We start from the raw sequence: 21,798 nt of genomic DNA, 5'->3' as shown, positions 1-21,798 counted from the left end.
GCTGGAGACCGCCGAGGCGGCCCAGGCCCGCGCCGCGGGCGCCGAGGCGCAGGCCCGCGAGGCCGCCCGCAAACAGGACGAGGTGATCGCCCGGCACACTGCCGAGGCCCGCGCCCTCGCCCAGATCGTCGCTCCCCAGCTGCGCGGCGGCTTTGCGCCTGCCCTGGACGCCGTCGCGCCGGAGCGGGGCTATGAGATGGCCCTGGCCGCGGCCCTGGGCGATGACCTGGAAGCCGCCCTCGATCCCAAGGCCCCGGCCCACTGGGGCGGGGCTGAGGCCAGGCCGCCGGTCTGGCCGACCGGCGCCACACCCTTGAGCGATCACGTGAAGGCCCCGCCGCAGCTGGCCGCCCGCCTGGCCTATGTGGCCCTGGTGGCCCAGGAGGCCGGCGAGGCCCTGGCCCGACAGATCGCGCCGGGCTGCCGCCTGGTGTCCCGCGAGGGCGACCTGTGGCGCTGGGATGGCTTTGTCGCCCGGGCCGAGGCCAAGAAGCCGGCGGCCGTCCGCCTGGAGCAGAAGACCCGCCTGGCCGAGGTGGAGGCCGAGATCGAGGCCCTGGCCCCGGCCGCCCAGACGGCGCGGGAGGCCCTGGCCGCCGCGCGCCAGGCGCTGGTCGAGGCCGATGCCGCTCAGAAGGCCGCCCGGCGGGAGCCTCCCGCCTGCGAACAGCGCCTGGGCCAGGCGCGCTCAGGCCTTGAGCGCCTCGAGCGGGAGGGCGCCCGCCGCGAGGCCCAGGCCCAGTCCCTCGACGACATGATCGGCCGTCTCGAAGCCGAATTGACCGAGGCTCAGACTCACCATGCCGCCGTGCTCGCCGAGGTGAGCGTGGCCAGCGCCGATGGCGACCTGGCCGCCGCCCTGGCCAGGGCCCGCGCCGCCGCTGGCCCGGCCCGGGAAGCCGCCGCCGCCGCCCGCTCGGCGCTGGATGTGGAGACCCGCGACCGGGAGGGCCGCGCCCGGCGCCTGGCCGCCCTGATCAAGGAGCGCGACGTGTGGGCGCGCCGGGCCGACACCGCCGGCCGGCGCCTGGAGACGCTGGAGGCCGACCGGGCCCGCAGCCTGCAGGCCCTGGACGCCGCCCGGGAGGCGCCCAAGGCGCTGGACTCCCGCCGCATCGCCCTGCTGGACGCCTTCACCGCCGCCGAAACCCGGCGCGCCCAGGCCAGGGACGCCATGCTGGCCGCCGAATCGACCCGTTCAGATGCGGAACGGGCCCTGCGCGCCGCCGACGCCGCCGCCGCCCAGGCCAGGGAAGCCCGCGCCGCCCTGGACGCTCACCGGGACGCCGCCGTCCAGCGGCTGACGGAAATCACCGAGCAGATCCGCGAAACCGCCCGGGTGGAGCCGGCGGAGCTGGCCCGCCTGCTGGCCGACGAGGCCGTCGCCATTCCCGCTGACGCCGGCGGCATGGAATCTCACCTCTACAATCTGGAGCGCCAGCGGGACTCCATCGGCGCGGTGAACCTTCGGGCCGAGGACGAGGCCCGCGAGAGCGCCGCCCGCCTCGAGACGATGCAGACCGAGCGGGCCGACCTGACCGGCGCCATCGCCCGCCTGCGCCAGGGGATCGACGAGCTGAACGGCGAGGGTCGAGAGCGCTTGCTGGCGGCCTTCGAGGTGATCAACGCCCACTTCAAGACCCTGTTCGAGACCCTGTTCGAAGGCGGGCAGGCCGAGCTGCGCCTGGTGGAATCCGACGATCCCCTGGAGGCAGGCCTGGAAATCTACGCCTGCCCGCCCGGCAAGCGCATGGCGACCATGAGCCTGATGAGCGGCGGCGAGCAGGCCCTCACGGCGGCGGCCCTGATCTTCGCGGTCTTCCTGGCCAATCCGGCCCCGATCTGCGTGCTGGACGAGGTGGACGCGCCGCTGGACGACGCCAATGTGGACCGCTTCTGCAACATGCTCGACGAGATGCGCCGCCGCACCGAGACGCGGTTCATCACCATCACCCACAATCCGGTGACCATGGCCCGCATGGACCGGCTGTTTGGGGTCACCATGGCCGAGCGCGGGGTGTCGCAATTGGTGTCGGTGGACCTCCGTCAGGCCGAGGCCCTGGCTGCGGAATAGGCGCCCTGGACGCCGAATCGCGGCGCCTAGGTCGATAGGCAAGAGAAATCAAACAATTAGACTGGGGCGCCAGCGCCTTGACGCTGTACCTCCGCCCCTTTAGGTTCCGCCGCGATCGAACCAGGGGCGCCGGCAGGCCGCCCGCGCCCGGGGAAGGCGTCATCCGCTCATGTCGCAGTCGAACGATCCGCACGATGAGGCGCTGAAACGCCTCGACGCACAACTGGACGCGGTCAACGCCCAACGGGCGGCCCGTGACCAGAAGGGGAAGTTCGACACGAGCGCAATCGGCTCCGGCTACAAGTTGGTGGCCGAACTGATCGGGGGTGTTCTTGGGGGGCTCGGCCTAGGCTGGCTCTTCGATCAATGGGCCGGAACCTCGCCCTGGGGCTTGCTCCTGGGCGTGCTTGTGGGTACCGCCCTGGCGATGTTCTTGATCTCGCGATCCGCGGGACGCATGAGCGCGCAGGCGGCGGCGAAGGCCGGACCGGTTTCATCGGTCCCCTTCGACGACGATGAAGATGACGACGACGGCTGGCCCGCGGGGCCTGGCCAGAACAAGAGGGACTGAGGCGTGGCTGATCCGATGCATCAGTTCGAGATCCAGCAGGTTCTCGAGCTTCCGCCTGTTGCGGGCTTCGATCTCTCGATCACCAATTCGGCCCTGTGGATGATCATCGCTGCGGCCAGCGTCACCCTGTTCTTCGCCGCGGCCTCGGCCAAGGCCGCCGTGGTGCCGGGCCGGCTGCAGTCGGTCGGCGAGATGCTCTATGAGCTGATCCACAACCTCACGGACTCGATCATCGGTCACGAGGGCAAGCGGTACTTCCCCTTCGTCTTCACCCTGTTCGCCTTCATCCTGGCCATGAACCTGCTGGGCATGGTCCCCTATTTCTTCACCTCGACCTCGCAGCTGGCGGTGACCGCCACCCTGGGCGTCCTGGTGATCGCAGTGGTCATCGCCGTGGGCTTCGCCCGCAACGGCCTGGGCTTCTTCAAGCTCTTCGTGCCGTCGGGCGTGCCCTTCTTCGTCCTTCCCCTGGTAGTGGTGATCGAGATCATCTCCTTCCTGGTCCGCCCGGTGACGCTCGCCCTTCGACTGTTCGGCAACATGGTGGGCGGCCACGTGGTGCTGAAGGTCTTCGGCGGCTTCGTGGTCTCGCTCGGCGCGCTGGGCGCGCTGGGGATTGTCGGCGCCCTGGTCACCCTGACCGGCACCGTGGCCATCACCGCCCTTGAGTTCATGGTCGCGTTCCTGCAGGCGTTCGTCTTCGCCGTGCTGGCCTGCGTCTATCTGAACGACGTCGTGAACCTGCATAGCCACTGATCACGACCGACTCCTCACCCCCGTTTCCCGACCCCATCGCTTAAACGGAGCACTCTCGATGGATCCCCTTGCTGCTAAATACGTCGGCGCTGGCCTGGCGATGTTGGGCATGATCGGCGCCGGTATCGGCCTCGGCACCATGTTCGGCCAATACCTCAACGGCGCCCTGCGCAACCCGTCGGCCTCGGCCGGCGAGCGTCCGATGCTCTTCCTGGGCATGGCGCTGACCGAAGCCCTTGGCATCTTCGCCTTCGTGGTCGCGCTGCTGATCCTGTTCGCCGCCTAAGGCGAGACTATCCGTGCGTGGGGGGGCGGGCTGTCGCACGGCCCGCCTTTCGCATGACCCGCCTTTCGGGTTGCTCGTCCACCGCACGGACCTGCGCAGACTCAACGGAGCGCCTTGATGGCCCAGACTTCACCAGAGCTCGAGCCCGGCGGCGCCCTCGTCGAGACCCCGCCGACCACGCTGAGCCACGATCTGCACGAAAGCACGGAAGCCGCCGAGCACGGCTCGTCGGGTCTGCCCCAGTTCGAGTTCGGCTACTGGCCCGGCCAGATCTTCTGGCTGCTGATCGTTTTCGTCATTCTCTACGTCATTCTGTCCAAGCTGTTCCTGCCCCGGGTGGGCGGCGCCATCGAGGCGCGGGCGGCGAAGATCGAGGGCGACCTCGCCGACGCCCGTGGCGCCCGCGACGAGGCCGAGCGCCAGTCGGCGGAAGCTGCGGCTGAACTGGACCAGGCGCGCGCCCGGGCGCAGAAGACCGCCGCCGAAGCCAAGGCCGCCGCCAAGGCCGAGGCCGACAGCCGCAACGCCGCCGAAGAAGCCAAGCTCAATGTCCGCCTGGCTGAGGCTGACGCCGCCATTGCGGCCGGTCGCGACCGGGCCATGGCCAATGTCCGCACCGTGGCGGCCGAAACCGCCGAGGCCATCGTCGAGAAGCTGAGCGGCCAGGCGCCGTCCCGCGCCGAGGTCGATGCGGCCATCGCGCGTAACGCCGCCTGAGGAGAGACCAGATGTCCTTTTTCATAACTCCCGAATTCTGGGTTCTGGTCGCCGTCCTGATCTTCTTCGGGCTGCTGATCTATCTGAAGGTGCCCGCGGCCATGGCCAAGGCCCTGGACGCCCGCGCCGAGCGGATCCAGGCCGAGCTCGATGAGGCCCAGCGCCTGCGGGCCGAGGCCGAGCGCCTGCTGACCGAGATCAAGGCTCAGCGGGAAGAGACCGAACGCCTGGCCGCGGACATGATGGCCCAGGCCAAGGAAGACTCCGAGCGCATGCGCAAGGATGCGGCCGTGAAGCTGGAAGAGCAGATCGTCCGCCGCACCGAGATGGCCGAACGCAAGATCGCCAACGCCGAGGCCCAGGCCATGGCCGACGTGAAGGCCGCCGCCGCCGACATGGCCGCCGAGGCCGCCCGCAGCGTCCTCTCAGCCCGTTTGGCTGCGGCCACCACCGATCCCCTGGTGGACCGGGCGATCGGCCAGATGGCCTCTAAGCTACAATAGTCGAGGCTCTGCGCCGGCGTCGAAACAGACGCCGGCTGCGGACCGCCACCCGGTAGCCCCGCGGGACAATCAGGCGCTCAGTTCTCAGCATCATCTGCCAGACCACTGGCGCCACCTCGGGCTTGCGCCGCAACAGGCGGCGGAAGGGGTGCAGGGTCTTGGGATGAGCGCGGCGCAGGCGCACAAACGCCTTACGCGCCTTGTAGGAATTCCGCAGGATAATCATCAGGCCCACGGCCGCCACCGGCAGGCCCATGGGCCCCGGCAGCGGCGCGATCAGCACGCCCGCCAGGACGATCAACCCGCCCAGCCCCACCAGCCCAAGCCGCAGCAAGCGGCGCAGCAGCTGGCCGAAGCGGCCAGGGGCGGAGGTGTGGCCATGAGGCCGCGCGGAGAGGGCGAGAGACACGCTAGCAAACCTGGGATCGCGCGCGGTCAGGCCCGTTCGGGGAGGCGGGGCCCCCGCGCGCTTTCCTCATATGTGCCGCCCGAGGCTGAAAGTAAGGCGACAGCCGGCCGCTTTCTGGGCCTTTGGGTTGCTATTCTGCGGCGAGCGGCGCCGGCGCCACACCTGACTCCGGTTTCCAGGTGAGGCGGGGCTTGCGGGCGGCCAGGGTCTCGTCCAGCCGGCGCATGGGCGCGAGGTAGGGCGCCCCCTTGAAGCGGTCCACATCGCCAGCCTTGGCCGCCTGGGCGAGCGCCACCAGGGCGTCGCAGAAGCGGTCGAGCTCCTGCTTGGACTCCGTCTCGGTGGGCTCGATCAGCATGGCCCCATGCACCACCAGCGGGAAGTACATGGTCATGGGGTGGAAGCCCTCGTCGATCATCGCCTTGGCGAAGTCCAACGTGGTCACGCCGGTCCCCTCCAGCCAGGAATCGTCGAACAGGGCCTCATGCATGCACGGCCCCTCGGGGAAGGCCGGTGTCATGACGCCGGAGAGCCTGGCCTTCACATAGTTGGCGTTGAGCACGGCGTCCTCGGCCACCTGCCGCAGGCCGTCGGCGCCGTGGCTGCGCATATAGGCGTAGGCGCGCACGAACATGCCCATCTGGCCGTGGAAGGCGCTCATGCGGCCAAAGGCCTGGGCGGCCTCCTCCACGGCTTCCTCAACCAGGGTCAGGCCGTTCGCCCCATGGACCACCCAGGGCGCCGGCGCAAAGGGCGCAAGCGCTTCGGACAGCACCACCGGGCCCGCGCCGGGCCCGCCGCCCCCGTGGGGGGTGGAGAAGGTCTTGTGCAGGTTGATGTGCATGGCGTCGACGCCCAGGTCGCCGGGACGGACCCGGCCGACGATGGCGTTGAAGTTGGCGCCATCGCAATAGAAGTAGGCCCCGGCCTCATGGGTCAGCCGGGCGATCTCGATGATGTCGCGCTCGAACAGGCCGCAGGTGTTGGGATTGGTGACCATGATGGCCGCCACATCGGGGCCGAGCTTGGCGGCCAGGTCCGCCAGGTCCACCCGGCCGTCGTCGGTCTGGGCGATCTCGGTGACCGAATAGCCGACGAAGGCCGCCGTGGCCGGATTGGTCCCGTGGGCCGAGGTGGGCACCAGCACCCGACGGCGGGGATCGCCCCGGGCCTCGTGAGCCGCACGGATGGCCAGCAGGCCGCAAAGCTCCCCATGGGCGCCGGCCTTGGGCGACAGGGCCACCGCCGGCATGCCGGTCAGGGTCTTCAGCCAGTGCGACAGGCGATCCATCAGGGCGAGCGCCCCCTGGACCGTGGGCAGGGGCGCCATGGGATGCAGGTCGGCGAACCCGGCCAGCCGCGCCATCTTCTCGTTCAGGCGCGGATTGTGCTTCATGGTGCACGAGCCCAGGGGATAGAGGGCCAGGTCGATGGCGTGGTTCTTCTGGGACAGGCGCACATAGTGGCGCATGGCCTCCGGCTCCGAGAGGCCCGGCAGGCCGATCGGCGCCGCGCGGGCCAGGTCGCCCAGGTCGGAGCCGTCGAGGTCGGCCGCCGGCAGATCGACGCCGGTCTTGGTCCAGCCATCGCGCTCGAAGATCAGCGCCTCATCCTGCAGCAGGCCGCGGCCGCCGGTCAGCGAGGCGAAGGCCGGCGCCAGGGGCTGCACGTCTTCGGGCCGGGTGGGCCGGCCGACATTCTGCATGGTCATCAGCCAATCCTCCGGGCCAGGGCCTGGGCGAAGGCGTCGATATCCTCGTCCAGGGTCATTTCGGTGGCGGCGCAGAGCAGGACGTCGTCCAGCCCCGCATGGGGGTCCAGGCGCGAGAAGGGCACGCCGGCGACGACGCCGTCATCCAGCAGCCCCCCGACCATGGCCGCGGCGTCGCCGGGCAGCCGCACGGCGATCTCGTTGAAGAACCGCTTTGTCAGCACCTCGACGCCCGCAATGGCGCCGAGCGCCTGGGCCAGGCGCCGGGTCTTGGCGTGGTTGATGGCCGCCAGCTGGCGCAGGCCCACCTCCCCCAGCAGGGTCAGATGGATGGTGAAGGCCAGCGCGCAGAGCCCCGAATTGGTGCAGATGTTGGAGGTCGCCTTTTCCCGGCGGATATGCTGCTCGCGGGTGGACAGGGTGAGCACGAAGCCCCGACGGCCCTCGGCGTCCACGGTCTCGCCGCACAGGCGGCCGGGCATCTGCCGGACCAGTTTCTCACGGCAGGCGAACAAACCGATATAGGGGCCGCCAAAGTTCAGGGCGTTGCCGATCGACTGGCCCTCGGCCACGGCGATGTCGGCGCCCATCTCGCCAGGGGACTTGAGCAGGCCGTAGGACACCGCCTCGGTGGTCACCACGATCAGCAGCGCGCCGGCCTTGTGGGCGGCTTCGGCGATGGCGGTGACGTCGGTGGCGACGCCAAAGACGTTCGGGGTCTGGACGACGACGCAGGCGGTCTCAGCGTCGATGGCGTCCACCACCGCGGCCTCCGCGTCGACGGCCACGGTCTGGCGGACAATGTCCATGCCCTCGGCATGGGCGATGGTCTGGGTGGTGGCGGCATAGTGCGGATGCAGGCCGCCCGAGAGGATGGCCTTCTTCCGGCGGGTCACGCGCCTGGCCATCATCACCGCCTCGGCGCAGGCCGTGGAGCCGTCGTACATCGAGGCGTTGGCCACATCGAGACCGGTCAGGGCCGCAACCTGGGTCTGGAATTCGAACAGGACCTGCAGGGTGCCCTGGGCGATCTCGGGCTGGTAGGGCGTATAGCTGGTCAGGAATTCCGAGCGCTGGATGATGTGGTCCACGGTGGCCGGCACGTGGTGGCGATAGGCGCCGGCGCCGCAGAAGAACGGCCCGGCCCCGGCCGCGCGGTTCAGGGCCGCCAGGCCCACCAGCTCACGCTCCACCTCCAGCTCGCCCGCATGGTCGGGCAGGTCGAAGGTTTCGGACTTGCGCGCAGCCGCCGGCACGTCGGCGAACAGGTCATCAATGGTCGCAGCGCCGATCACCCCCAGCATCTGGGCGCGGTCGTCGGGCGTGAGCGGCAGGTAACGCATGGGGCTTACAGGCTCTCCAGGAAGGCGTCGTAGGCGGCGCGGTCCATCAGCGCCTCATAGGCCGACGGATCGGCGATCTTGACCTTGGCGAACCAGCCGCCGGCTTCGGGCGCCTGGTTGACGGTTTCCGGCGCATCGGCCAGGGCGGCGTTGGCCTCGACCACCTCGCCGGAAAGGGGCGCGTAGACGTCGGAAGCCGCCTTGACGCTCTCGACCACGGCCAGGCCTTCGCCAGCGCTGACCGTCTTGCCGACCTCAGGGGTCTCGACGAAGACCACGTCGCCCAGCTGCTCGGCGGCGTAGGCGGTGATCCCGATGGTGGCCACGTCCCCGTCGAGGGCGACCCATTCGTGATCCTTGGTGAAGCGCATGACCGACATTCCTTCTCTAAACCTTGCGCACATAGCGATGGGGGACGAACGGGGTGGCGACCACCTGGGCGGCCTGGGCCTTGCCTCGCACGATGACCTTCAGCTCGGTCCCGACGGCGGCCAGGGACGGCGGCACGAATCCCAGGGCGATGGGATAGCCGAGGCTCGGCGCAAAGCCGCCGGAGGTGACCACGCCGACGACCTTGCCGTCGGCGTCGGCGATCTCGGCGCCTTCCCGGGCTGGCGCGCCTTCGACCTTCAGGCCGACGGCCTTGCGGGTCACCTCACCGGCCAGTTCGGCGGCGATGCGGCTGGCGCCGGGGAAGTCTCGGGCGTCACGACGCTTCTTGGACACCGCAAAGCCAAGCCCCGCCTCGATGGGCGAGACCGTCTCGTCCAGATCATGGCCATAGAGCGGAAGCCCGGCCTCCAGGCGCAGGCTGTCACGGGCCCCCAGGCCGATGGGTCGGACCCGCTCATCAGCCAACAGGATGTTCCAGATGCGCAAGGCCGCCTCGCCCGGCACGGAGATCTCGTAGCCGTCCTCGCCGGTATAGCCCGAGCGCGAGACGATGGCGTCGACGCCAAAGGCTGCGATCGACGCGGTTTCCATGAAGGCCAGTTTTGCGGCGTCCGGCGCATGAATGGCCAGCACCTCGGCAGCTTTCGGTCCCTGCAGGGCCATCAGCGCCCGGTCCTCCAGGCGATCGATTCGCACCTGGCCGGCCAGTTCATCGTCGATGACCTTGAAGTCGTTTTCCTTGCAGGCCCCGTTGACCACCACGAACAGGCCGTCGTCATCGGGCCGGCCGGCCATCAGGTCGTCGATGATGCCGCCCTTCTTGTTCAGAAGGACCGAGTAGCGCTGCTTGCCGGGCTTCAGACCGATGAAGTCGCCCGGCGTCACCTCTTCGAAGGCCGACAGGGGGGAGACGCCGCGCAGGCGGGCCTGGCCCATATGGGAGACGTCGAACAGGCCCGCATTCTCGCGGGTCCAGAGGTGCTCCTTGAGCACCCCATCCTTGTATTGCACCGGCATGGAATAGCCGGCGAAGGGGACCATCCGGGCGCCGGCCTCGAGATGGGCGGCGTAGAGGGGCGTCAGTTTAAGCGTTTCGTCCGACACGGCGAGTCTCCGGCTGATGATGCGACGCGCCGGGGCCTTGGTCGCCCAGTCTCGACACGCGCCCCCGCTGTCCCTGAGCCTGAGAGATTTAGAGGCGGACAAGCGAGCCCGCGCCCATTGCTCCTTCGGCGAGCCCTACCTTTCGGCGGGCTGCTTTCCAGCGTTCATCAGCTCTTCGCGGTCCGTTTGCCTGAGCGTTTCCGGGGCGGTTGCGCCTTCGGCGCCGGGGCCTTACGGACCCGGTCTCTCCCGCGAGGAGTTTCCGGAAACTCCGCGATCACCTGTCGGGAGTCAACGCGCAAAGTTTGCACGGCGGCATGGCTCATCGCCGCGCCCACTTATGCGCCGTTGCGCCCGCCCGGGCGACGGACGGGCGCTCAGGCGGGGCTCAGGACTGTTCAGCAGCAGGCCGGGGCGGCCTCTTGCGCCTTGGGCTCTGCGCCGCAGCAGGCGGCGGCGGCCGGCGCCGCCATGGCCGGGACGTCATCCTCGCCATAGGTGGTCGCCTCGCCGAAGGTGTGGAAGGTCTCCCAGCGCAGGCCCGACGGATCGCTGACCCAGGACTTGTCCGACCGGGCGTAGCAGCAGGTGGCCGCCTCCTGGTCGAAGGTGGTCTCGCCGGCGGCCTTGAGCCGGTCTGCCAGCACGGCCAGTTCGGCGCCCTCGTCCACCTGGATGCCCAGATGGTCGACGCCGACGCGCCCGCCGTGGGTGGAGATGGCGAAGTTCACCCTGGGATCGTCCAGCTGCCACTTGGCGTAGTCGTCCTTCACCACGGTGGGCTGGGCGCCGAACAGGGTGGCGTAGAATTTGGTGGAGCGGTCCAGGTCCTCGACCGAAACGTGCACATGCAGACGCTTCATGCGGGCATTCCTTCCTTCTGATCGCAACAGGATTGGGCGGCGGCCGCCGCAACGGGATCGCAGACTTCACGCCGGCCCTGGCAGCAGTCCTGCATCAGGTAGAGGAGCAGGTCCCCCATGCCGTCATAGTCGGCGCTGTAGATGATCGAGCGCCCATCCCGGCGGGACCTGGCCAGACCCGCATGGGTCAGGATGGTCAGCTGGGCCGAGAGCGTATTGGGGGCGACGCCCGCCGCCCTCGCCAGATCGCCGGCCGGAAGGCCTGCGTCGCCGGCCTTGACCAGCAGACGAAAGACCTCCAGCCGGCCGTGCTGGGCCAGGGCGGACAGGCGCGTAAGGGCGGTATCGATTTCCATACTTCCATAATTATGGAAATGATGAAGCGACGTCAAGGGTCAGGTGATGGGGGATCGCGGCCCAAACAGGATGACGCCCGCGCCGATCAGGCAGATGCAGACGCCGATCAGGTCCCAGCGGTCAGGCCGAACCCCCTCCACCGCCCACAGCCAGGCCAGGGCCGAGGCGATATAGATCCCCCCATAGGCGGCGTAGGTCCGGCCGGCATGTTCCGCGTCGACCAGGGTGAGCAGCCAGGCGAACAGGGCCAGGCAGGCCATGCCGGGGATGAGCCAGAGAATGCTCTGGCCCTGGCGCAACCAGGCCCAGAAGGCGAAGCAGCCGGCGATCTCGGCGATCGCCGCGCCCACATAGGTCAACAGCCAGAACCTCATGCGCCCTCCGCCCCTGCTGGGCGGAGACCCTACATGCGTTCGGGGGTCTCGATACCCAGGAGGTCCAGGGTCAGCTCAAGCTGCTGCAGGGTGACCTTGGCCAGGGACAGGCGAGAGGCCTTCACCGGCGGCTCGGCGATCAGGATCGGACAGGCCGCGTAGAAGCGCGAAAAGGCCTGGGCCAGCTTGTAGGCATGATCGGCGATGAAGTTGGGCGCCTTGCGCTCATAGGCTTCGGCCAGGGCCTGGTCGAAGGCGTCGAGCAGCAGGACAAGCTCGCGCTCGGCCGGCTCGGCCACCTGGATCTCGCCGCCCTCCACGCCTTCGTCGGCGGCCTTGCGCAGCACCGATTTCACCCGCACCGCCTGATAGAGCAGATAGGGGCCGGTCTTGCCCTCGAAGCTGGTGAAGCGATCGAGGTCGAACACATAGGAGGTGCCGCGGAAGTTCTGCAGGTCAGCGAACTTCAGGGCCGCCACCGCGACCTTGTGGGCGGTGGCCTCGAAGGCCTCGGGATCGAGGCCGGCGCCGAGATCGGCCTCCTTCAGACGCTCGCGGGCCTTGTCGCGGGTCATCTCGATCAGGTCGTGCAGCTTCAGCACGCCGCCTTCGCGGGTCTTGAAGGGCTTGCCGTCGGTCCCGTTCATGGTGCCGAAGCCGATATGCTCGAGGCTGCCATCCTCGGCATAGCCGGCCAGATAGGCCGCCCGGAAGACGATCTCGAAATGGTCGGCCTGGCGCTGATCGACCACATAGAGGACGTGGTGGGGATCAAAGCTCTGCTTGCGGTCGAGGATGGTGGCGAGGTCCGTGGTGCCATACATGGCCGAGCCCTCGGACGACACCACCAGCAGGGGCGGCAGCTCGCGCTTGTCCCCCTGGCGGCCCACCCGGATGATCCGGGCGCCCTGATCCTCGACCAGCAGCCCCTTGGCCTCCAGATCCTGGACCATGTCCGGGATCAGGGGATCGGCGTCGCTCTCCCCCTTCCAGAGGTCGAAGTCGACGCCGATGGCGTGGAAGTCGCGGGCCAGGGCCACCTGGGTCACCCGGGCGAAGTGGCGCCACAGCAGATGATAGCCACGGTTATGCGCCTGCAGTTCGGCGGTCAGCTTGCGGGCCCGATCGCGATAGTCGGGATCTTCCTTCCCCTTGGCCGCCGCCATCGGATAGAGGCGGTCGAGATCGGCCAGGCTGACCCGCTCGTCCAGAGCCGCGAAGGCCTGGGCCTCGTCTTCGGCCGTCAGCGGCGCGGCGCGCGCATTGACCTGCTCGACCAGCCTGGCGACGAAGGCGTCCTCGTCACAGACCGCGCCGATGAGCAGGCCCATCTGGTAGCCCCAGTCGCCGAAGTGGGCGTCACCGACCACCTCGTCGCCGCGGAACCGGTAGAGCCGCTTGATCGCCTCGCCGATGATGGACGAGCGCAGGTGGCCCACATGCATGGGCTTGGCCACATTGGGACCGCCATAGTCCACCAGCACCCGCCGCGGGGCCTCGACCAGGACCGCGCCCAGGCGTGGATCGCCGGCCAGTTCGTTGGCCCGGACCGCCAGGGCTTCGGGGGCGACCCGCATATTGATGAAGCCGAGTCCCGCAATCTCCACTGAGGCCAGACGGGGATCCTTGGCCAGTTCGGCCACCACCCCGACTGCGATCTCTCGCGGATCGCGGCGGGCCTGCTTGGCCGCAGCCAAAGCGCCATTGCATTGGAAATCGGCCAGGTCGGGCCGGTCGGACGGCGTCACGCGGCCGAGCTCGGCCGGCAGACCCGCAGCGGCGAAGGCGGCCGAAACCGCCTCCCCCAGGCCCCTCTTGAGGTCGGTCATGGGTTGGTTTGCGCGGTCCCGGCGGCCACGTCGGTCCCGACGTCGATACGGAAGCGCTTCCCCTCCCGGTTGAACGCAGCCATCTCCGGCGTCACGTCAAAGCCCACCAGGACCTCGAAATTCGCCCCGCTGGTGGTCAGCTGCGCGCGAGGGATGACGATGCCTTCGACCATCTGGCGCACATAGGTGCGATCCTGACCGGGGCTGAAGGTGACCGGCAGATCGAAATACTCCTTGGCGATGACCGCGTCATTGCGCTTGGTCACCGCGACCCAGTAGCGATAGGTCTTCTGCGAGCCCTGGGCGGTGGGGCCGCGGCCGAGCTCGAACAGGAGCTCCATCACCACCGAGATCGGCTCCTCGTCCTCATAGGAACAGCCGGACGAAATCCCCTGGATCTCGCCGGAATAGCCCACGGCGGCCGAAGCCTCCTGGCCGCCGGCGAACTCCACATAGCGCCCGGCGTCATAGAGCACCTTCACATAGGGGCATGGGCCGGCGTTGCGCAGCTGCGGCAGCGGCGCCTGGCGGTCGCCCCACTCGGTCTGGCGCTGGCGACGGTCGCTGGCCTGCTCGGAGCGGCCCTCCGGGGTTTGGCTTCGCGACTGAGCCACGCTCTCCGCCGGGAAGGACGTGGCGGCGAGCGCCAGGGTGAGAGCGGCAAGCAGGTAACGGCGCATCAGACGTCCAGAATTGTCGGCGCGGGGGCCCCGCGCATGCAAGGCCTGTACTAATGGTTCTCGATTGAGGCCGCAACGCGGCTGGCGGCGCGGGCGGCAAACCCCTAACTTGCCGACCATGAGCCTTGTCCCCGACGCCCTCACCGTGCGAGCGCCCCTGACCGTCCTCCTGGCCGCCCCCCGGGGGTTCTGCGCCGGCGTGGACCGGGCGATCCAGATCGTCGAGCGGGCCATCGAGAAGTATGGCGCGCCGGTCTATGTGCGCCACGAGATCGTCCATAACCGCCACGTGGTCGATCGGCTGCGGAACCTGGGCGCCGTCTTCGTCGAGGAGCTGGACGAGTGCCCGAACGACCGTCCGGTGGTGTTTTCCGCCCATGGCGTGCCCAAGTCCGTCCCGGCCGAGGCCGGCCGGCGACAGATGCTCTATCTGGACGCCACCTGCCCGCTGGTCTCCAAGGTCCATGTGGAGGCCCAGCGCCACTATGAGGCCGGCAAGGAGATCGTGCTGATCGGCCATGCCGGCCATCCCGAGGTGATCGGCACCATGGGCCAGCTGCCCGACGGGGTCGTCACCCTGATCGAGACGGTTGAGGACGCGATGGTCTTTACGCCGAAGGATCCCGCCAACCTCGCCTTCGCCACCCAGACGACGCTTTCGGTGGACGATACGGCGGGCATTGTCGACGCCCTGCGCGCCCGATTCCCGCAAATGGCCGCCCCCCACAAGGAGGACATCTGCTACGCCACCACCAACCGCCAGGAGGCGGTGAAGTCGGTCTCGGCCCGGGCTGACGTGCTGCTGGTGATCGGCTCGGCCAATTCCTCCAACTCGGTGCGCCTGGCCGAGGTGGGCGCCCGCGCCGGCTGCCGGGCGCACCTGATCGACGACGCCAGCGCCCTGGACTTCGCCTGGCTGGAGGGCGCGCAGACCGTCGGCGTCACCGCCGGCGCCTCGGCGCCCGAGGACCTGGTGCAAGGCGTGATCGACAAGCTGGCCGAGCGCTTTGACCTGACCATCGAGATGGAAGAGGCCGCCCGCGAGGCGGTGACCTTCAAGCTACCCCGGGTGTTGAGCGAAGCCGACGCATGATGTTGGAGATCGACCTCCAGAATGGACCCACGGGCCGGGGCCTCATTCGAACACCACGCCCCGCCTGAGCCACGCCACAAGGGCTTCGATGTCGGCGGCGCCGCTGGCCAGGGCGAACATCATGGCCGTAGCGTCATTGTCGTCCGCCACTAGAACAAGCCCGTTATCCTCAAGGAACTGGCCCATCGCCACAAAGGCGACCCGCTTGTTGCCATCGATGAACGGATGATTGCCAGAGATCGCCACGGCATAGGTCGCGGCCAGCTCAATCAGGTCCTGACAGGCTTCATAGTGAAATCGGTTGACGGGTCGGCTGAGAGCCGAGGCAAGAAGGCCTTCGTCGCGCACACCGCGCACGCCGCCAGATGCGTCTACGATATCGTCGTAGAGGGCCAGGATCAGCTCCCGATCCAGCCAGAAGGGCTCCATCCCGGCGATCTACTTGGCCAGGGCGTCGATTGTTTTCTTGTAGCGTGTAATGAACACGCGGCCTCGGGCGCGGCGAGCTTCAAAGGACATGTCACGGCCAGCCAGGGTCACTTCGCCGGCGTCGCTGGTCTCGGCGTAGAGCGTGCCGCCCTCAGCCACACCGAGGGCGATGCGGAGTTCCTCGGTGAGCACCACCGCGAGGTCTTCGCCGACCTTTGTCACCTTGAGCGCGACCATATTCGTTCTCCTGCCCATCGAAACTACCACAGGCCCAACACCACGTCTTGACCGCGCCTGCGGCCTCCCCCATGCCCGCGGCCATGGCCGTCTATACTGACATCTCCGATGAAGAGCTCGCCGAGCTGCTCGCCCGCTATGACCTGGGGCAGGCGCAGACCTTCAAGGGCATCGCCGAAGGGGTGGAGAACTCCAACTTCCTGCTGGAGACCGACCGCGGCCGCTTCATCCTGACCATCTATGAGCGCCGGGTGCGGCCTGACGACCTGCCCTTCTTCCTCGGCCTCATGCATTGGCTGGCCGACCACGACTATCCTTGCGCCACGCCCATGGCCGGCCGCGACGGGGAGCTGATCCAGACGGTGCGAGGCAAGCCCGCCGCCATTGTCGGCTTCATGCCGGGCCTGTCGGTGCGCCGTCCCACCGCCCGCCATTGCCGCGAGGCCGGCGAGGGCCTAGCCCGCCTGCACCTGGCGGCCGAGGGCTTTCCCATGCGCCGGGCCAATGATCTGGGCCAGGAAGCCTGGGCGCCCCTGTTCGCCGGCCTGAAGGATGCGGCCGAGGATCTGAAGCCCGGCCTCGCCGCCACCATCGACGCCGACCTGGAACGGCTGACGGCCCATTGGCCCGCAGGCCTGCCGCAGGGCGTCATCCACGCGGACTATTTCCCCGACAACGTCTTCTTCCAGGGCGAACAGTTCGCGGCGGCCATCGACTTCTATTTCGCCTGTGTCGATGCGCTGGCCTATGACATCGCCGTGGCCCTGAACGCCTGGTGCTTTGAGGCCGACGGCAGCTTCAACATCACCAGCGCCCGGGCCCTGGTGGCGGGCTACGAGACCCATAGACCCTTGAGCGACGCCGAGCGGAACGCCCTGCCGATCCTGGCCCATGGGGCGGCCATGCGCTTCTTCCTGACCCGCCTGAACGACTGGGGGGCGACGCCGGCCGGCGCCCTGGTGCGCCCGAAGGACCCTCTGGAGTATGAGCGCAAGCTGGCGGTACACCGCAGCGCTGCCGACCTCGTCCTGTTCGGGGACCGCCCGTGACGCCGCAGGTCACGGTGTTCACCGACGGCGCCTGCAGCGGCAATCCCGGCCCGGGCGGCTGGGGGGCTGTCCTCATCTTCGGGGAGCGGGAGAAGGAGATCAGCGGCGGCGAGCCGGCGACCACCAACAACCGCATGGAGATGATGGCCGCCATCCAGGCGCTGGAGACTCTGAACCGTCCCTGCCGCGTCGAACTGCACACCGACAGCCAGTATGTGATGAAGGGCATCACCGAGTGGCTGCCCGGCTGGAAGGCCCGGGGCTGGAAGACCGCGGCCAAGGCGCCGGTCAAGAACGCCGACCTCTGGAAGCGCCTGGACGAGGCGCGGCTGCGCCACCAGGTGGACTGGCGGTGGGTGAAGGGCCATGCCGGCCACGTGCTGAACGAACGGGCCGACGCCCTGGCCCGCAAAGGTCTGAAGGACGCCCAGGCCCTGGCCTGATCAGAACTCCGCGCCCTGCTCAGGCCAGCAGCAGGAAACCGATATAGGCCACATAGGCCAGCAGGAATCCGGCGCCCTCCAGGCGTTTCAGGCCGCCGCCCGTGCGCAGCAGCAGGGCCAGCAGCCCCGTGGCGGCCAGCAGGACCCAGATATCGAGATTGCCGATCTCCGGCGGGATGCGGATCGGCGACACCGCCGCCGTGATCCCGAGAATGCCGAAGACGTTGTAGATGTTCGAGCCGATGACATTGCCCAGGGCCACGTCGGCATGGCGGCGCAGGGCGGCGACGACGCAGGCCACCAGCTCAGGCAGGGAGGTGCCCACCGCCACTATGGTCAGGCCGATCACCCGCTGCGGCATGCCAAGGCCTTCGGCCAGCTCGATGGCCCCGCTGACCAGCAGACGCGCGCCGACCACCGTCAGGGCGATGCCCGCCGCCGTCATCAGGGCGAACCGGCCCAGGCGCTTCCAGTCGCGATCGACGGGGGGGCGAGTGGCCCCGCCCGCCATGTGGCTCCGCTCCCGAAGATAGGTCACCACCAGATAGACCCCGAGCAAGGCGAGGAGGAAGAGACCGAACCAGCGGTCGATGAAGCCCGCCACCACCGCCAGCAGGCAGACCACCGACGAGGCGCCGAGCGCGATCATGTCCCGGCCGATCGCCTGCGGCCGGACATAGATCGGCGTGATGGCCGCGGTGAGCCCGAGGATGAGCAGGATGTTGGCGATGTTGGAGCCGACCACATTGCCCACGGCGATGTCCGGGGCGTTGCGCATCGCCGCGATCAGGCTGGTGACCAGCTCTGGCGTCGAGGTGCCGAAGCCCACCAGCACGAGGCCGCTCAACAGGGGCGAAACCCCCAGGACCCGGGCCGAGCCCACCGCCCCGCGGACCAGGATCTCGCCGCCGAACGCCAGGAAGACGAGGCCGCCGATGATCAGGAGGGAGACGATCACCTGGGGGGCGCCGATCGGCTCAGCAAGGGGTCGCAGTTAGGCAAGGGCCGCTCCTATGGGTCGCGGAAAGAGCGAATGGGAAGGCCCAATGTTCCGCGAGAAACCGGCGCCTGGCGTCCGCCATGGGGCCGTGCCAGATCGTCGAGGCGTCCCCCTCTGTCAAGACGTCCCCTAGGGCGAGGCGTCCCCTAGGGCGAGACCGGCGGCGCGAGGTCGAGCGCCTGCCGCCGGGCCTCGGCTTCCCGGGGATCGAGCCGGTGGGCGACGCGGCCCATCTGGCTGGCGAGGTTCTGGCCCCGGCGCGCCACGGCGGCCTCAGTGATCCGGCTGGCCCGGGTGCATTGGGGATATTCGGTGCGGCGGGCGGCGAAGCCGGAATTGAAGGCTTCCTTCATCCGGCGGTCGAGCGCCGCATCGGGCTGCTCGGTGTCGGTCACCCCGATCATCCGGTCGCGCCAGTACTGGTCATAGGCGCCTTCGCAGACCTGCCGCAGGGCGTGGCTCTCGCCCAGCACATAGGCGATATCCACCAGGGTCTGCCGTTGGGCGGGCGTCCGCTCCTGGGCCAGGGCGGGGCTCGCCAGGGCCAGAAGTCCGCCAAGGATGAGAAGCGCTGCAGCCCGCATGACACCCAATCTGGGCCTTCCCTCGCCGGTTGTCACGGGTGCGCCCCTGAGGGGCGAACCCTCGCGCAGCGGCCAGGCTTCTGCTAGCCGATAGGCTGACCATTCGGGGGAGCGATCATGCGTGCGACGACGTTCGGCCAGGCCCTGGCCATCAGCCTCATGGTGGGATTCGTAGCAGGTCCCGGCGAGGCCCAGACCACCGCGCCGGCCCGCGACCCCAGCACCCTGATCGCCGTCCTGGCGGGGATGGGCGCCCGGGGCGAGATGGAGGGCCGGGAGGCCGGCCAGGTGCGCCTGAACGTGGTGACGCCCGGGGGGATCTTCGGCGCCGAGTTCATCGGCTGCGACCAGGCGGGCCGGGCCTGCCGGGCGCTGGGCTTTACGGCCAGCGTGGACAAGCGCGCCATGACCCTGGACCACCTCAACAGCTTCAACAGCCGCGACATCCTCTGCCGCACGGTGATGCGCGGCGACCAGGTCAATGTCCGCTACGGACTTCTGCTGGCCGACAGCCAGACCGAGGGCGATCTGCGCGATCAGGTGGCCGTGTGGCAGCGCTGCCTGGGCGCCTTCGCAGGCCTGGCCAACGATCCCGACGGCTTCCTGGGCGCGGCCCAGGACTAGGCTCAGGCCGGGACGCGACTGCGGAGCCTGGCCATCCGGTCGATGGCGGCCTCGGCCTCGGCGACCATCTCGGCGACGATCTGGGCCGCCGGCTTGATGTCGTGGACGCCGCCGGCCGACTGGCCCATGGCGAAGCACGAGCGGTCGGGGTCGAGTCCCTCGACCTGGCCGCCGATGCCGCCCATCACGCCGGCCTTGGACGAATGCATGGCCTGCATGGGGAAGGGCTGAATGTCCTGGGGCCGGGTCTCCCAGTCCTCGACATAGGGGTTCTTCATCACCCGCATGGGCTTGCCCGAATAGCAGCGGGTGCGGACCGTATCGACGTCGTCGGCGGCCACCACCGCCTCGCGATAGGCCTGGCCGGCATGGGCCTCGGTCGACGCGATGAACCGGGTGCCGATCCAGACCCCTTGCGCGCCCAGGGCCAGGGCCGCGGCCAGGCCGCGCCCATCGGAAATGCCGCCGGCCGCCACCACCGGGATCTTCACGGCCTCAACAGCTTGGGCCACCAGCGGCAGGGTGCCGACCAGGCCCGTATGGCCGCCGCCCTCCCCGCCCTGGCAGATGACCGCGTCGCAGCCGGCCTGCTCGGCCTTGACCGCGTGCTTCACCGCCCCACAGACCACCATGACCTTGAGGCCTGCGGCCTTCAGTTTCTCCATGATCGGCATCGGCACGCCGAGGCCGGCGATGAACGAGGAAGCCCCCTCGTCGATGATGATCTCCACCGAGGCGGTGAGGCTCTCGGGCGAGGCGGCCAGCAGATCCACGCCGAAGGGCCTGTCGGTGAGCTTGCGGACCTTGCGCATCTCCTCGCGGATGAAGTCCGGCGAGCGGCCGGCCATGCCCAGCACCCCATAGCCGCCGGCCTCGCAGACGGCGGCCACCAGCTCGGCATAGGCTACCCCGCCCATGCCGGCCTGCATGATCGGGTGCTGGATCTCCAGCAGGTCGCACAGCGGCGTATGCAGGGTCATGGCGTCGTCTCCCGTGGTGTCATTGTTTGAACCCACCATGGCGCCGACGGCCGCAGCCGGAAACACTGACCCTGCGTCAGGGGGCGAAGCCCGAATCTTGAACCACGAAGAGCACGAAGAACACGAAGGACTCGCAGCCCCTTCGGTCCCTTCGTGTCCTTTGTGGGCTTCGTGGTCGAAACTGTTGCGCCTGCGGCGCAAGGATCGGGATCAGAAGACGCCGTAGCCGCCGTCGATCAGGAAGGAGTCTCCGGTGTGGAAGCGTGAGGCGTCCGAGGCCAGATAGACCGCCATGCCGCCGAAATCGGCCGGCTCGCCCCAGCGGCGCATGGGCACCCGCTTGATGACGTTCTCATTGAACTTGTCATTGTCCTGGGCGCCGGCGGTCATGTCGGTGGCGATCCATCCGGGCAGGATGACATTGGCCCGCACGCCGTATCGCGCATGCTCGACGGCGATGGCCCGGACCATGGGAATCAGGGCGCCCTTGGTGGCCGCATAGGCCTGGTTGCGCGCCGCCCCGTCCAGGGCCGACAGCGACGAGATCGCCACCAGCGACCCGCCCTGGCCATCGCCGCCCCGGGCGACCATGTGCTTGCAGGCCTCGCGGAAGGTGAAGAACACCCCGTCGAGATTGACCGACAGCACCTTGCGATAGGTCTCGGTGGGGAACTCCGAGAACGACTTGGCGCCGCCGCCAATGCCCGCATTGGCCACCACGGTGTGGACCGCGCCCATCTTCGCCACGGCGGCTTCCATGCCCTGCGCCACCGCGGTTTCGTCGGCCACATTGACCACCTGGGTCAGCACCCGCACGCCGGTGGGCTTTAGCTTCTCTTCCGCCGCCCGGTTCTTGTCGGGGTTTGAGCCCCAGATGACGATGTCGGCGCCGGCCTGGGCCATGGCCTCGACCATGCCAAAACCGATGCCGCCATTGCCGCCGGTGACCAGGGCCACCTTTCCGGTCAGGTCAAAGGGTTTGTAGGCCACGGCGTCCTCCTCATTTTCAAACGTTTGTTGGGCCTGAAGAGAGGCGGGACCAGGCGACAGGTCAAGCCTTACTGCCGCGCCTCCAGCAGGTCGGACCAGCGCCATTGGCCGGCGCCCAGGGCGATGCGCGGCGCGCTGGCCCCGTCGGCGAGGCTCAGGACCACGTGGCCAGAGACGGCGTCGCGGCGGCAGGCCTCCGGGGCGAAGGCCACCTCGACGGCGATAGCCTGGCGCACCCCGGCCAGACCCCGGCCGGCCTGGCCCGGGCTCTGCACCCACTGGCCGTCCCACAGGTGAAGCGCCCGGCCGCCCGCGCCGGCCGCCGCGCTCGCCTGGGCGACCGTCGCCTGGATGTTGGGATCCTTGCGCAGCGCCGCCTCCAGCCGCGCCACCATGCTG

25 protein-coding genes, 2 pseudogenes and 1 riboswitch are annotated in these 21,798 nt (G+C 69.1%); of the genes and pseudogenes, 10 read left to right on the top strand and 17 right to left on the bottom strand.

What is annotated here, in order from left to right; all coding sequences use genetic code 11:
* From Q7S93_RS10815 to Q7S93_RS10790, 6 genes and pseudogenes are all read left to right on the top strand, one after another.
* Nucleotides 1–2,074: pseudogene (locus tag Q7S93_RS10815) on the top strand (chromosome segregation protein SMC); the annotation flags it as partial.
* Nucleotides 2,075–2,243: 169 nt separating this feature from the next.
* Complete coding sequence (locus Q7S93_RS10810) at nt 2,244–2,645, top strand: AtpZ/AtpI family protein (RefSeq protein ID WP_304713903.1); 402 nt, start codon at nt 2,244–2,246, stop codon at nt 2,643–2,645.
* A gap of 3 nt (nt 2,646–2,648) precedes the next feature.
* Nucleotides 2,649–3,401 carry a F0F1 ATP synthase subunit A gene (locus tag Q7S93_RS10805; protein ID WP_304713902.1) on the top strand — a complete coding sequence of 251 codons (753 nt, stop codon included), beginning with the start codon at nt 2,649–2,651 and terminating at the stop codon, nt 3,399–3,401.
* A gap of 58 nt (nt 3,402–3,459) precedes the next feature.
* A complete protein-coding gene (locus Q7S93_RS10800) occupies nt 3,460–3,687 on the top strand; it encodes a F0F1 ATP synthase subunit C (RefSeq protein ID WP_300579263.1) in 228 nt (75 codons plus the stop codon).
* Nucleotides 3,688–3,804: 117 nt separating this feature from the next.
* On the top strand, nt 3,805–4,404 hold the full coding sequence (locus tag Q7S93_RS10795) for a F0F1 ATP synthase subunit B family protein (RefSeq protein ID WP_304713901.1): 600 nt from the start codon (nt 3,805–3,807) through the stop codon (nt 4,402–4,404).
* 11 nt (nt 4,405–4,415) lie between these two features.
* On the top strand, nt 4,416–4,907 hold the full coding sequence (locus Q7S93_RS10790; protein ID WP_304713900.1) for a F0F1 ATP synthase subunit B: 492 nt from the start codon (nt 4,416–4,418) through the stop codon (nt 4,905–4,907).
* Here the strand turns inward: Q7S93_RS10790 and Q7S93_RS10785 are convergent.
* The 10 genes from Q7S93_RS10785 to Q7S93_RS10740 form a co-directional block, all read right to left on the bottom strand.
* Nucleotides 4,894–5,316, bottom strand: a complete 423-nt coding sequence (locus tag Q7S93_RS10785) for a hypothetical protein (RefSeq protein WP_304713899.1) — start codon at nt 5,314–5,316, stop codon at nt 4,894–4,896. The genes Q7S93_RS10790 and Q7S93_RS10785 overlap by 14 nt on opposite strands.
* A 130-nt stretch (nt 5,317–5,446) precedes the next feature.
* The gene (gcvPB, locus tag Q7S93_RS10780; protein WP_304713898.1) at nt 5,447–7,027 is read right to left on the bottom strand and encodes an aminomethyl-transferring glycine dehydrogenase subunit GcvPB; all 1,581 of its coding nucleotides are present in this window, start codon (nt 7,025–7,027) and stop codon (nt 5,447–5,449) included.
* The gene (gene gcvPA, locus Q7S93_RS10775) at nt 7,027–8,370 is read right to left on the bottom strand and encodes an aminomethyl-transferring glycine dehydrogenase subunit GcvPA (protein WP_304713897.1); all 1,344 of its coding nucleotides are present in this window, start codon (nt 8,368–8,370) and stop codon (nt 7,027–7,029) included. The genes gcvPB and gcvPA overlap by 1 nt, the downstream gene beginning before the upstream one ends.
* A gap of 5 nt (nt 8,371–8,375) precedes the next feature.
* Complete coding sequence (gcvH, locus tag Q7S93_RS10770; protein WP_300579269.1) at nt 8,376–8,741, bottom strand: glycine cleavage system protein GcvH; 366 nt, start codon at nt 8,739–8,741, stop codon at nt 8,376–8,378.
* A gap of 16 nt (nt 8,742–8,757) precedes the next feature.
* Entirely contained in the window at nt 8,758–9,867 is a 1,110-nt protein-coding gene (gene gcvT, locus Q7S93_RS10765; RefSeq protein ID WP_304713895.1) for a glycine cleavage system aminomethyltransferase GcvT, read from the bottom strand.
* Between the two features lie 168 nt (nt 9,868–10,035).
* Nucleotides 10,036–10,129, bottom strand: a riboswitch (glycine riboswitch).
* A 136-nt stretch (nt 10,130–10,265) separates the two neighbouring features.
* Nucleotides 10,266–10,730: an ArsI/CadI family heavy metal resistance metalloenzyme gene (locus tag Q7S93_RS10760; RefSeq protein WP_304713893.1), complete on the bottom strand. Its 465-nt coding sequence runs from the start codon at nt 10,728–10,730 to the stop codon at nt 10,266–10,268.
* Entirely contained in the window at nt 10,727–11,086 is a 360-nt protein-coding gene (locus Q7S93_RS10755) for an ArsR/SmtB family transcription factor (RefSeq protein WP_304713892.1), read from the bottom strand. The genes Q7S93_RS10760 and Q7S93_RS10755 overlap by 4 nt, the downstream gene beginning before the upstream one ends.
* A 39-nt stretch (nt 11,087–11,125) precedes the next feature.
* Nucleotides 11,126–11,461 carry a YnfA family protein gene (locus tag Q7S93_RS10750; RefSeq protein WP_304713891.1) on the bottom strand — a complete coding sequence of 112 codons (336 nt, stop codon included), beginning with the start codon at nt 11,459–11,461 and terminating at the stop codon, nt 11,126–11,128.
* A 29-nt stretch (nt 11,462–11,490) separates the two neighbouring features.
* Nucleotides 11,491–13,290 carry an arginine--tRNA ligase gene (locus Q7S93_RS10745; protein WP_304713890.1) on the bottom strand — a complete coding sequence of 600 codons (1,800 nt, stop codon included), beginning with the start codon at nt 13,288–13,290 and terminating at the stop codon, nt 11,491–11,493.
* Complete coding sequence (locus Q7S93_RS10740) at nt 13,287–13,970, bottom strand: Tat pathway signal sequence domain protein (protein ID WP_304713889.1); 684 nt, start codon at nt 13,968–13,970, stop codon at nt 13,287–13,289. The genes Q7S93_RS10745 and Q7S93_RS10740 overlap by 4 nt, the downstream gene beginning before the upstream one ends.
* A gap of 118 nt (nt 13,971–14,088) precedes the next feature.
* Between Q7S93_RS10740 and ispH the strand changes: the two genes are divergently transcribed.
* A complete protein-coding gene (gene ispH / locus Q7S93_RS10735; RefSeq protein ID WP_304713888.1) occupies nt 14,089–15,063 on the top strand; it encodes a 4-hydroxy-3-methylbut-2-enyl diphosphate reductase in 975 nt (324 codons plus the stop codon).
* A 42-nt stretch (nt 15,064–15,105) separates the two neighbouring features.
* Here the strand turns inward: ispH and Q7S93_RS10730 are convergent, their stop codons facing one another.
* A complete protein-coding gene (locus tag Q7S93_RS10730; RefSeq protein WP_304713887.1) occupies nt 15,106–15,492 on the bottom strand; it encodes a type II toxin-antitoxin system death-on-curing family toxin in 387 nt (128 codons plus the stop codon).
* A gap of 9 nt (nt 15,493–15,501) precedes the next feature.
* Complete coding sequence (locus tag Q7S93_RS10725; RefSeq protein ID WP_304713886.1) at nt 15,502–15,729, bottom strand: hypothetical protein; 228 nt, start codon at nt 15,727–15,729, stop codon at nt 15,502–15,504.
* 83 nt (nt 15,730–15,812) lie between these two features.
* Between Q7S93_RS10725 and thrB the strand changes: the two genes are divergently transcribed.
* A complete protein-coding gene (gene thrB / locus Q7S93_RS10720) occupies nt 15,813–16,778 on the top strand; it encodes a homoserine kinase (protein WP_304713885.1) in 966 nt (321 codons plus the stop codon).
* Nucleotides 16,775–17,221, top strand: a complete 447-nt coding sequence (gene rnhA, locus Q7S93_RS10715; RefSeq protein ID WP_304713884.1) for a ribonuclease HI — start codon at nt 16,775–16,777, stop codon at nt 17,219–17,221. Before thrB ends, rnhA begins: the two co-directional genes overlap by 4 nt.
* 19 nt (nt 17,222–17,240) lie before the next feature.
* On the opposite strand, the gene Q7S93_RS10710 is transcribed toward rnhA, so the two are convergent.
* Nucleotides 17,241–18,179: a calcium/sodium antiporter gene (locus tag Q7S93_RS10710; protein ID WP_304713883.1), complete on the bottom strand. Its 939-nt coding sequence runs from the start codon at nt 18,177–18,179 to the stop codon at nt 17,241–17,243.
* Between the two features lie 188 nt (nt 18,180–18,367).
* Nucleotides 18,368–18,805, bottom strand: a complete 438-nt coding sequence (locus Q7S93_RS10705) for a TIGR02301 family protein (protein ID WP_304713882.1) — start codon at nt 18,803–18,805, stop codon at nt 18,368–18,370.
* A gap of 117 nt (nt 18,806–18,922) precedes the next feature.
* Between Q7S93_RS10705 and Q7S93_RS10700 the strand changes: the two genes are divergently transcribed.
* Nucleotides 18,923–19,429 carry a YbjN domain-containing protein gene (locus tag Q7S93_RS10700; protein WP_304713881.1) on the top strand — a complete coding sequence of 169 codons (507 nt, stop codon included), beginning with the start codon at nt 18,923–18,925 and terminating at the stop codon, nt 19,427–19,429.
* A 2-nt stretch (nt 19,430–19,431) separates the two neighbouring features.
* Here the strand turns inward: Q7S93_RS10700 and Q7S93_RS10695 are convergent, their stop codons facing one another.
* The 3 genes and pseudogenes from Q7S93_RS10695 to Q7S93_RS10685 all read right to left on the bottom strand — a co-directional run.
* Nucleotides 19,432–20,409: an NAD(P)H-dependent flavin oxidoreductase gene (locus tag Q7S93_RS10695; RefSeq protein WP_304713880.1), complete on the bottom strand. Its 978-nt coding sequence runs from the start codon at nt 20,407–20,409 to the stop codon at nt 19,432–19,434.
* Between the two features lie 210 nt (nt 20,410–20,619).
* Nucleotides 20,620–21,399 carry an SDR family NAD(P)-dependent oxidoreductase gene (locus Q7S93_RS10690; protein WP_304713879.1) on the bottom strand — a complete coding sequence of 260 codons (780 nt, stop codon included), beginning with the start codon at nt 21,397–21,399 and terminating at the stop codon, nt 20,620–20,622.
* Nucleotides 21,400–21,467: 68 nt separating this feature from the next.
* Nucleotides 21,468–21,798 (bottom strand): annotated as a pseudogene (locus tag Q7S93_RS10685) (hypothetical protein); the annotation flags it as partial.

The organism is Phenylobacterium sp., assembly GCF_030646615.1.
In the GTDB taxonomy this organism is placed as follows: Bacteria; Pseudomonadota; Alphaproteobacteria; order Caulobacterales; family Caulobacteraceae; genus Phenylobacterium.
This window is presented reverse-complemented; position numbering and strand designations above follow the sequence as displayed.

Bases quoted from the DNA above. Each gene is read 5' to 3' on its own strand.
- Q7S93_RS10810 (WP_304713903.1), top strand. From the start codon at position 2,244: ATGTCGCAGTCGAACGATCCGCACGATGAGGCGCTGAAACGCCTCGAC.
- Q7S93_RS10800 (WP_300579263.1), top strand. From the start codon at position 3,460: ATGGATCCCCTTGCTGCTAAATACGTCGGCGCTGGCCTGGCGATGTTG.
- Q7S93_RS10795 (WP_304713901.1), top strand. From the start codon at position 3,805: ATGGCCCAGACTTCACCAGAGCTCGAGCCCGGCGGCGCCCTCGTCGAG.
- Q7S93_RS10790 (WP_304713900.1), top strand. From the start codon at position 4,416: ATGTCCTTTTTCATAACTCCCGAATTCTGGGTTCTGGTCGCCGTCCTG.
- gcvPB (WP_304713898.1), bottom strand. From the start codon at position 7,027: ATGACCATGCAGAATGTCGGCCGGCCCACCCGGCCCGAAGACGTGCAG.
- gcvPA (WP_304713897.1), bottom strand. From the start codon at position 8,370: ATGCGTTACCTGCCGCTCACGCCCGACGACCGCGCCCAGATGCTGGGG.
- gcvH (WP_300579269.1), bottom strand. From the start codon at position 8,741: ATGCGCTTCACCAAGGATCACGAATGGGTCGCCCTCGACGGGGACGTG.
- Q7S93_RS10760 (WP_304713893.1), bottom strand. From the start codon at position 10,730: ATGAAGCGTCTGCATGTGCACGTTTCGGTCGAGGACCTGGACCGCTCC.
- Q7S93_RS10755 (WP_304713892.1), bottom strand. From the start codon at position 11,086: ATGGAAATCGATACCGCCCTTACGCGCCTGTCCGCCCTGGCCCAGCAC.
- Q7S93_RS10750 (WP_304713891.1), bottom strand. From the start codon at position 11,461: ATGAGGTTCTGGCTGTTGACCTATGTGGGCGCGGCGATCGCCGAGATC.
- Q7S93_RS10745 (WP_304713890.1), bottom strand. From the start codon at position 13,290: ATGACCGACCTCAAGAGGGGCCTGGGGGAGGCGGTTTCGGCCGCCTTC.
- Q7S93_RS10740 (WP_304713889.1), bottom strand. From the start codon at position 13,970: ATGCGCCGTTACCTGCTTGCCGCTCTCACCCTGGCGCTCGCCGCCACG.
- ispH (WP_304713888.1), top strand. From the start codon at position 14,089: ATGAGCCTTGTCCCCGACGCCCTCACCGTGCGAGCGCCCCTGACCGTC.
- Q7S93_RS10730 (WP_304713887.1), bottom strand. From the start codon at position 15,492: ATGGAGCCCTTCTGGCTGGATCGGGAGCTGATCCTGGCCCTCTACGAC.
- Q7S93_RS10725 (WP_304713886.1), bottom strand. From the start codon at position 15,729: ATGGTCGCGCTCAAGGTGACAAAGGTCGGCGAAGACCTCGCGGTGGTG.
- thrB (WP_304713885.1), top strand. From the start codon at position 15,813: ATGGCCGTCTATACTGACATCTCCGATGAAGAGCTCGCCGAGCTGCTC.
- Q7S93_RS10705 (WP_304713882.1), bottom strand. From the start codon at position 18,805: ATGCGGGCTGCAGCGCTTCTCATCCTTGGCGGACTTCTGGCCCTGGCG.
- Q7S93_RS10700 (WP_304713881.1), top strand. From the start codon at position 18,923: ATGCGTGCGACGACGTTCGGCCAGGCCCTGGCCATCAGCCTCATGGTG.
- Q7S93_RS10695 (WP_304713880.1), bottom strand. From the start codon at position 20,409: ATGACCCTGCATACGCCGCTGTGCGACCTGCTGGAGATCCAGCACCCG.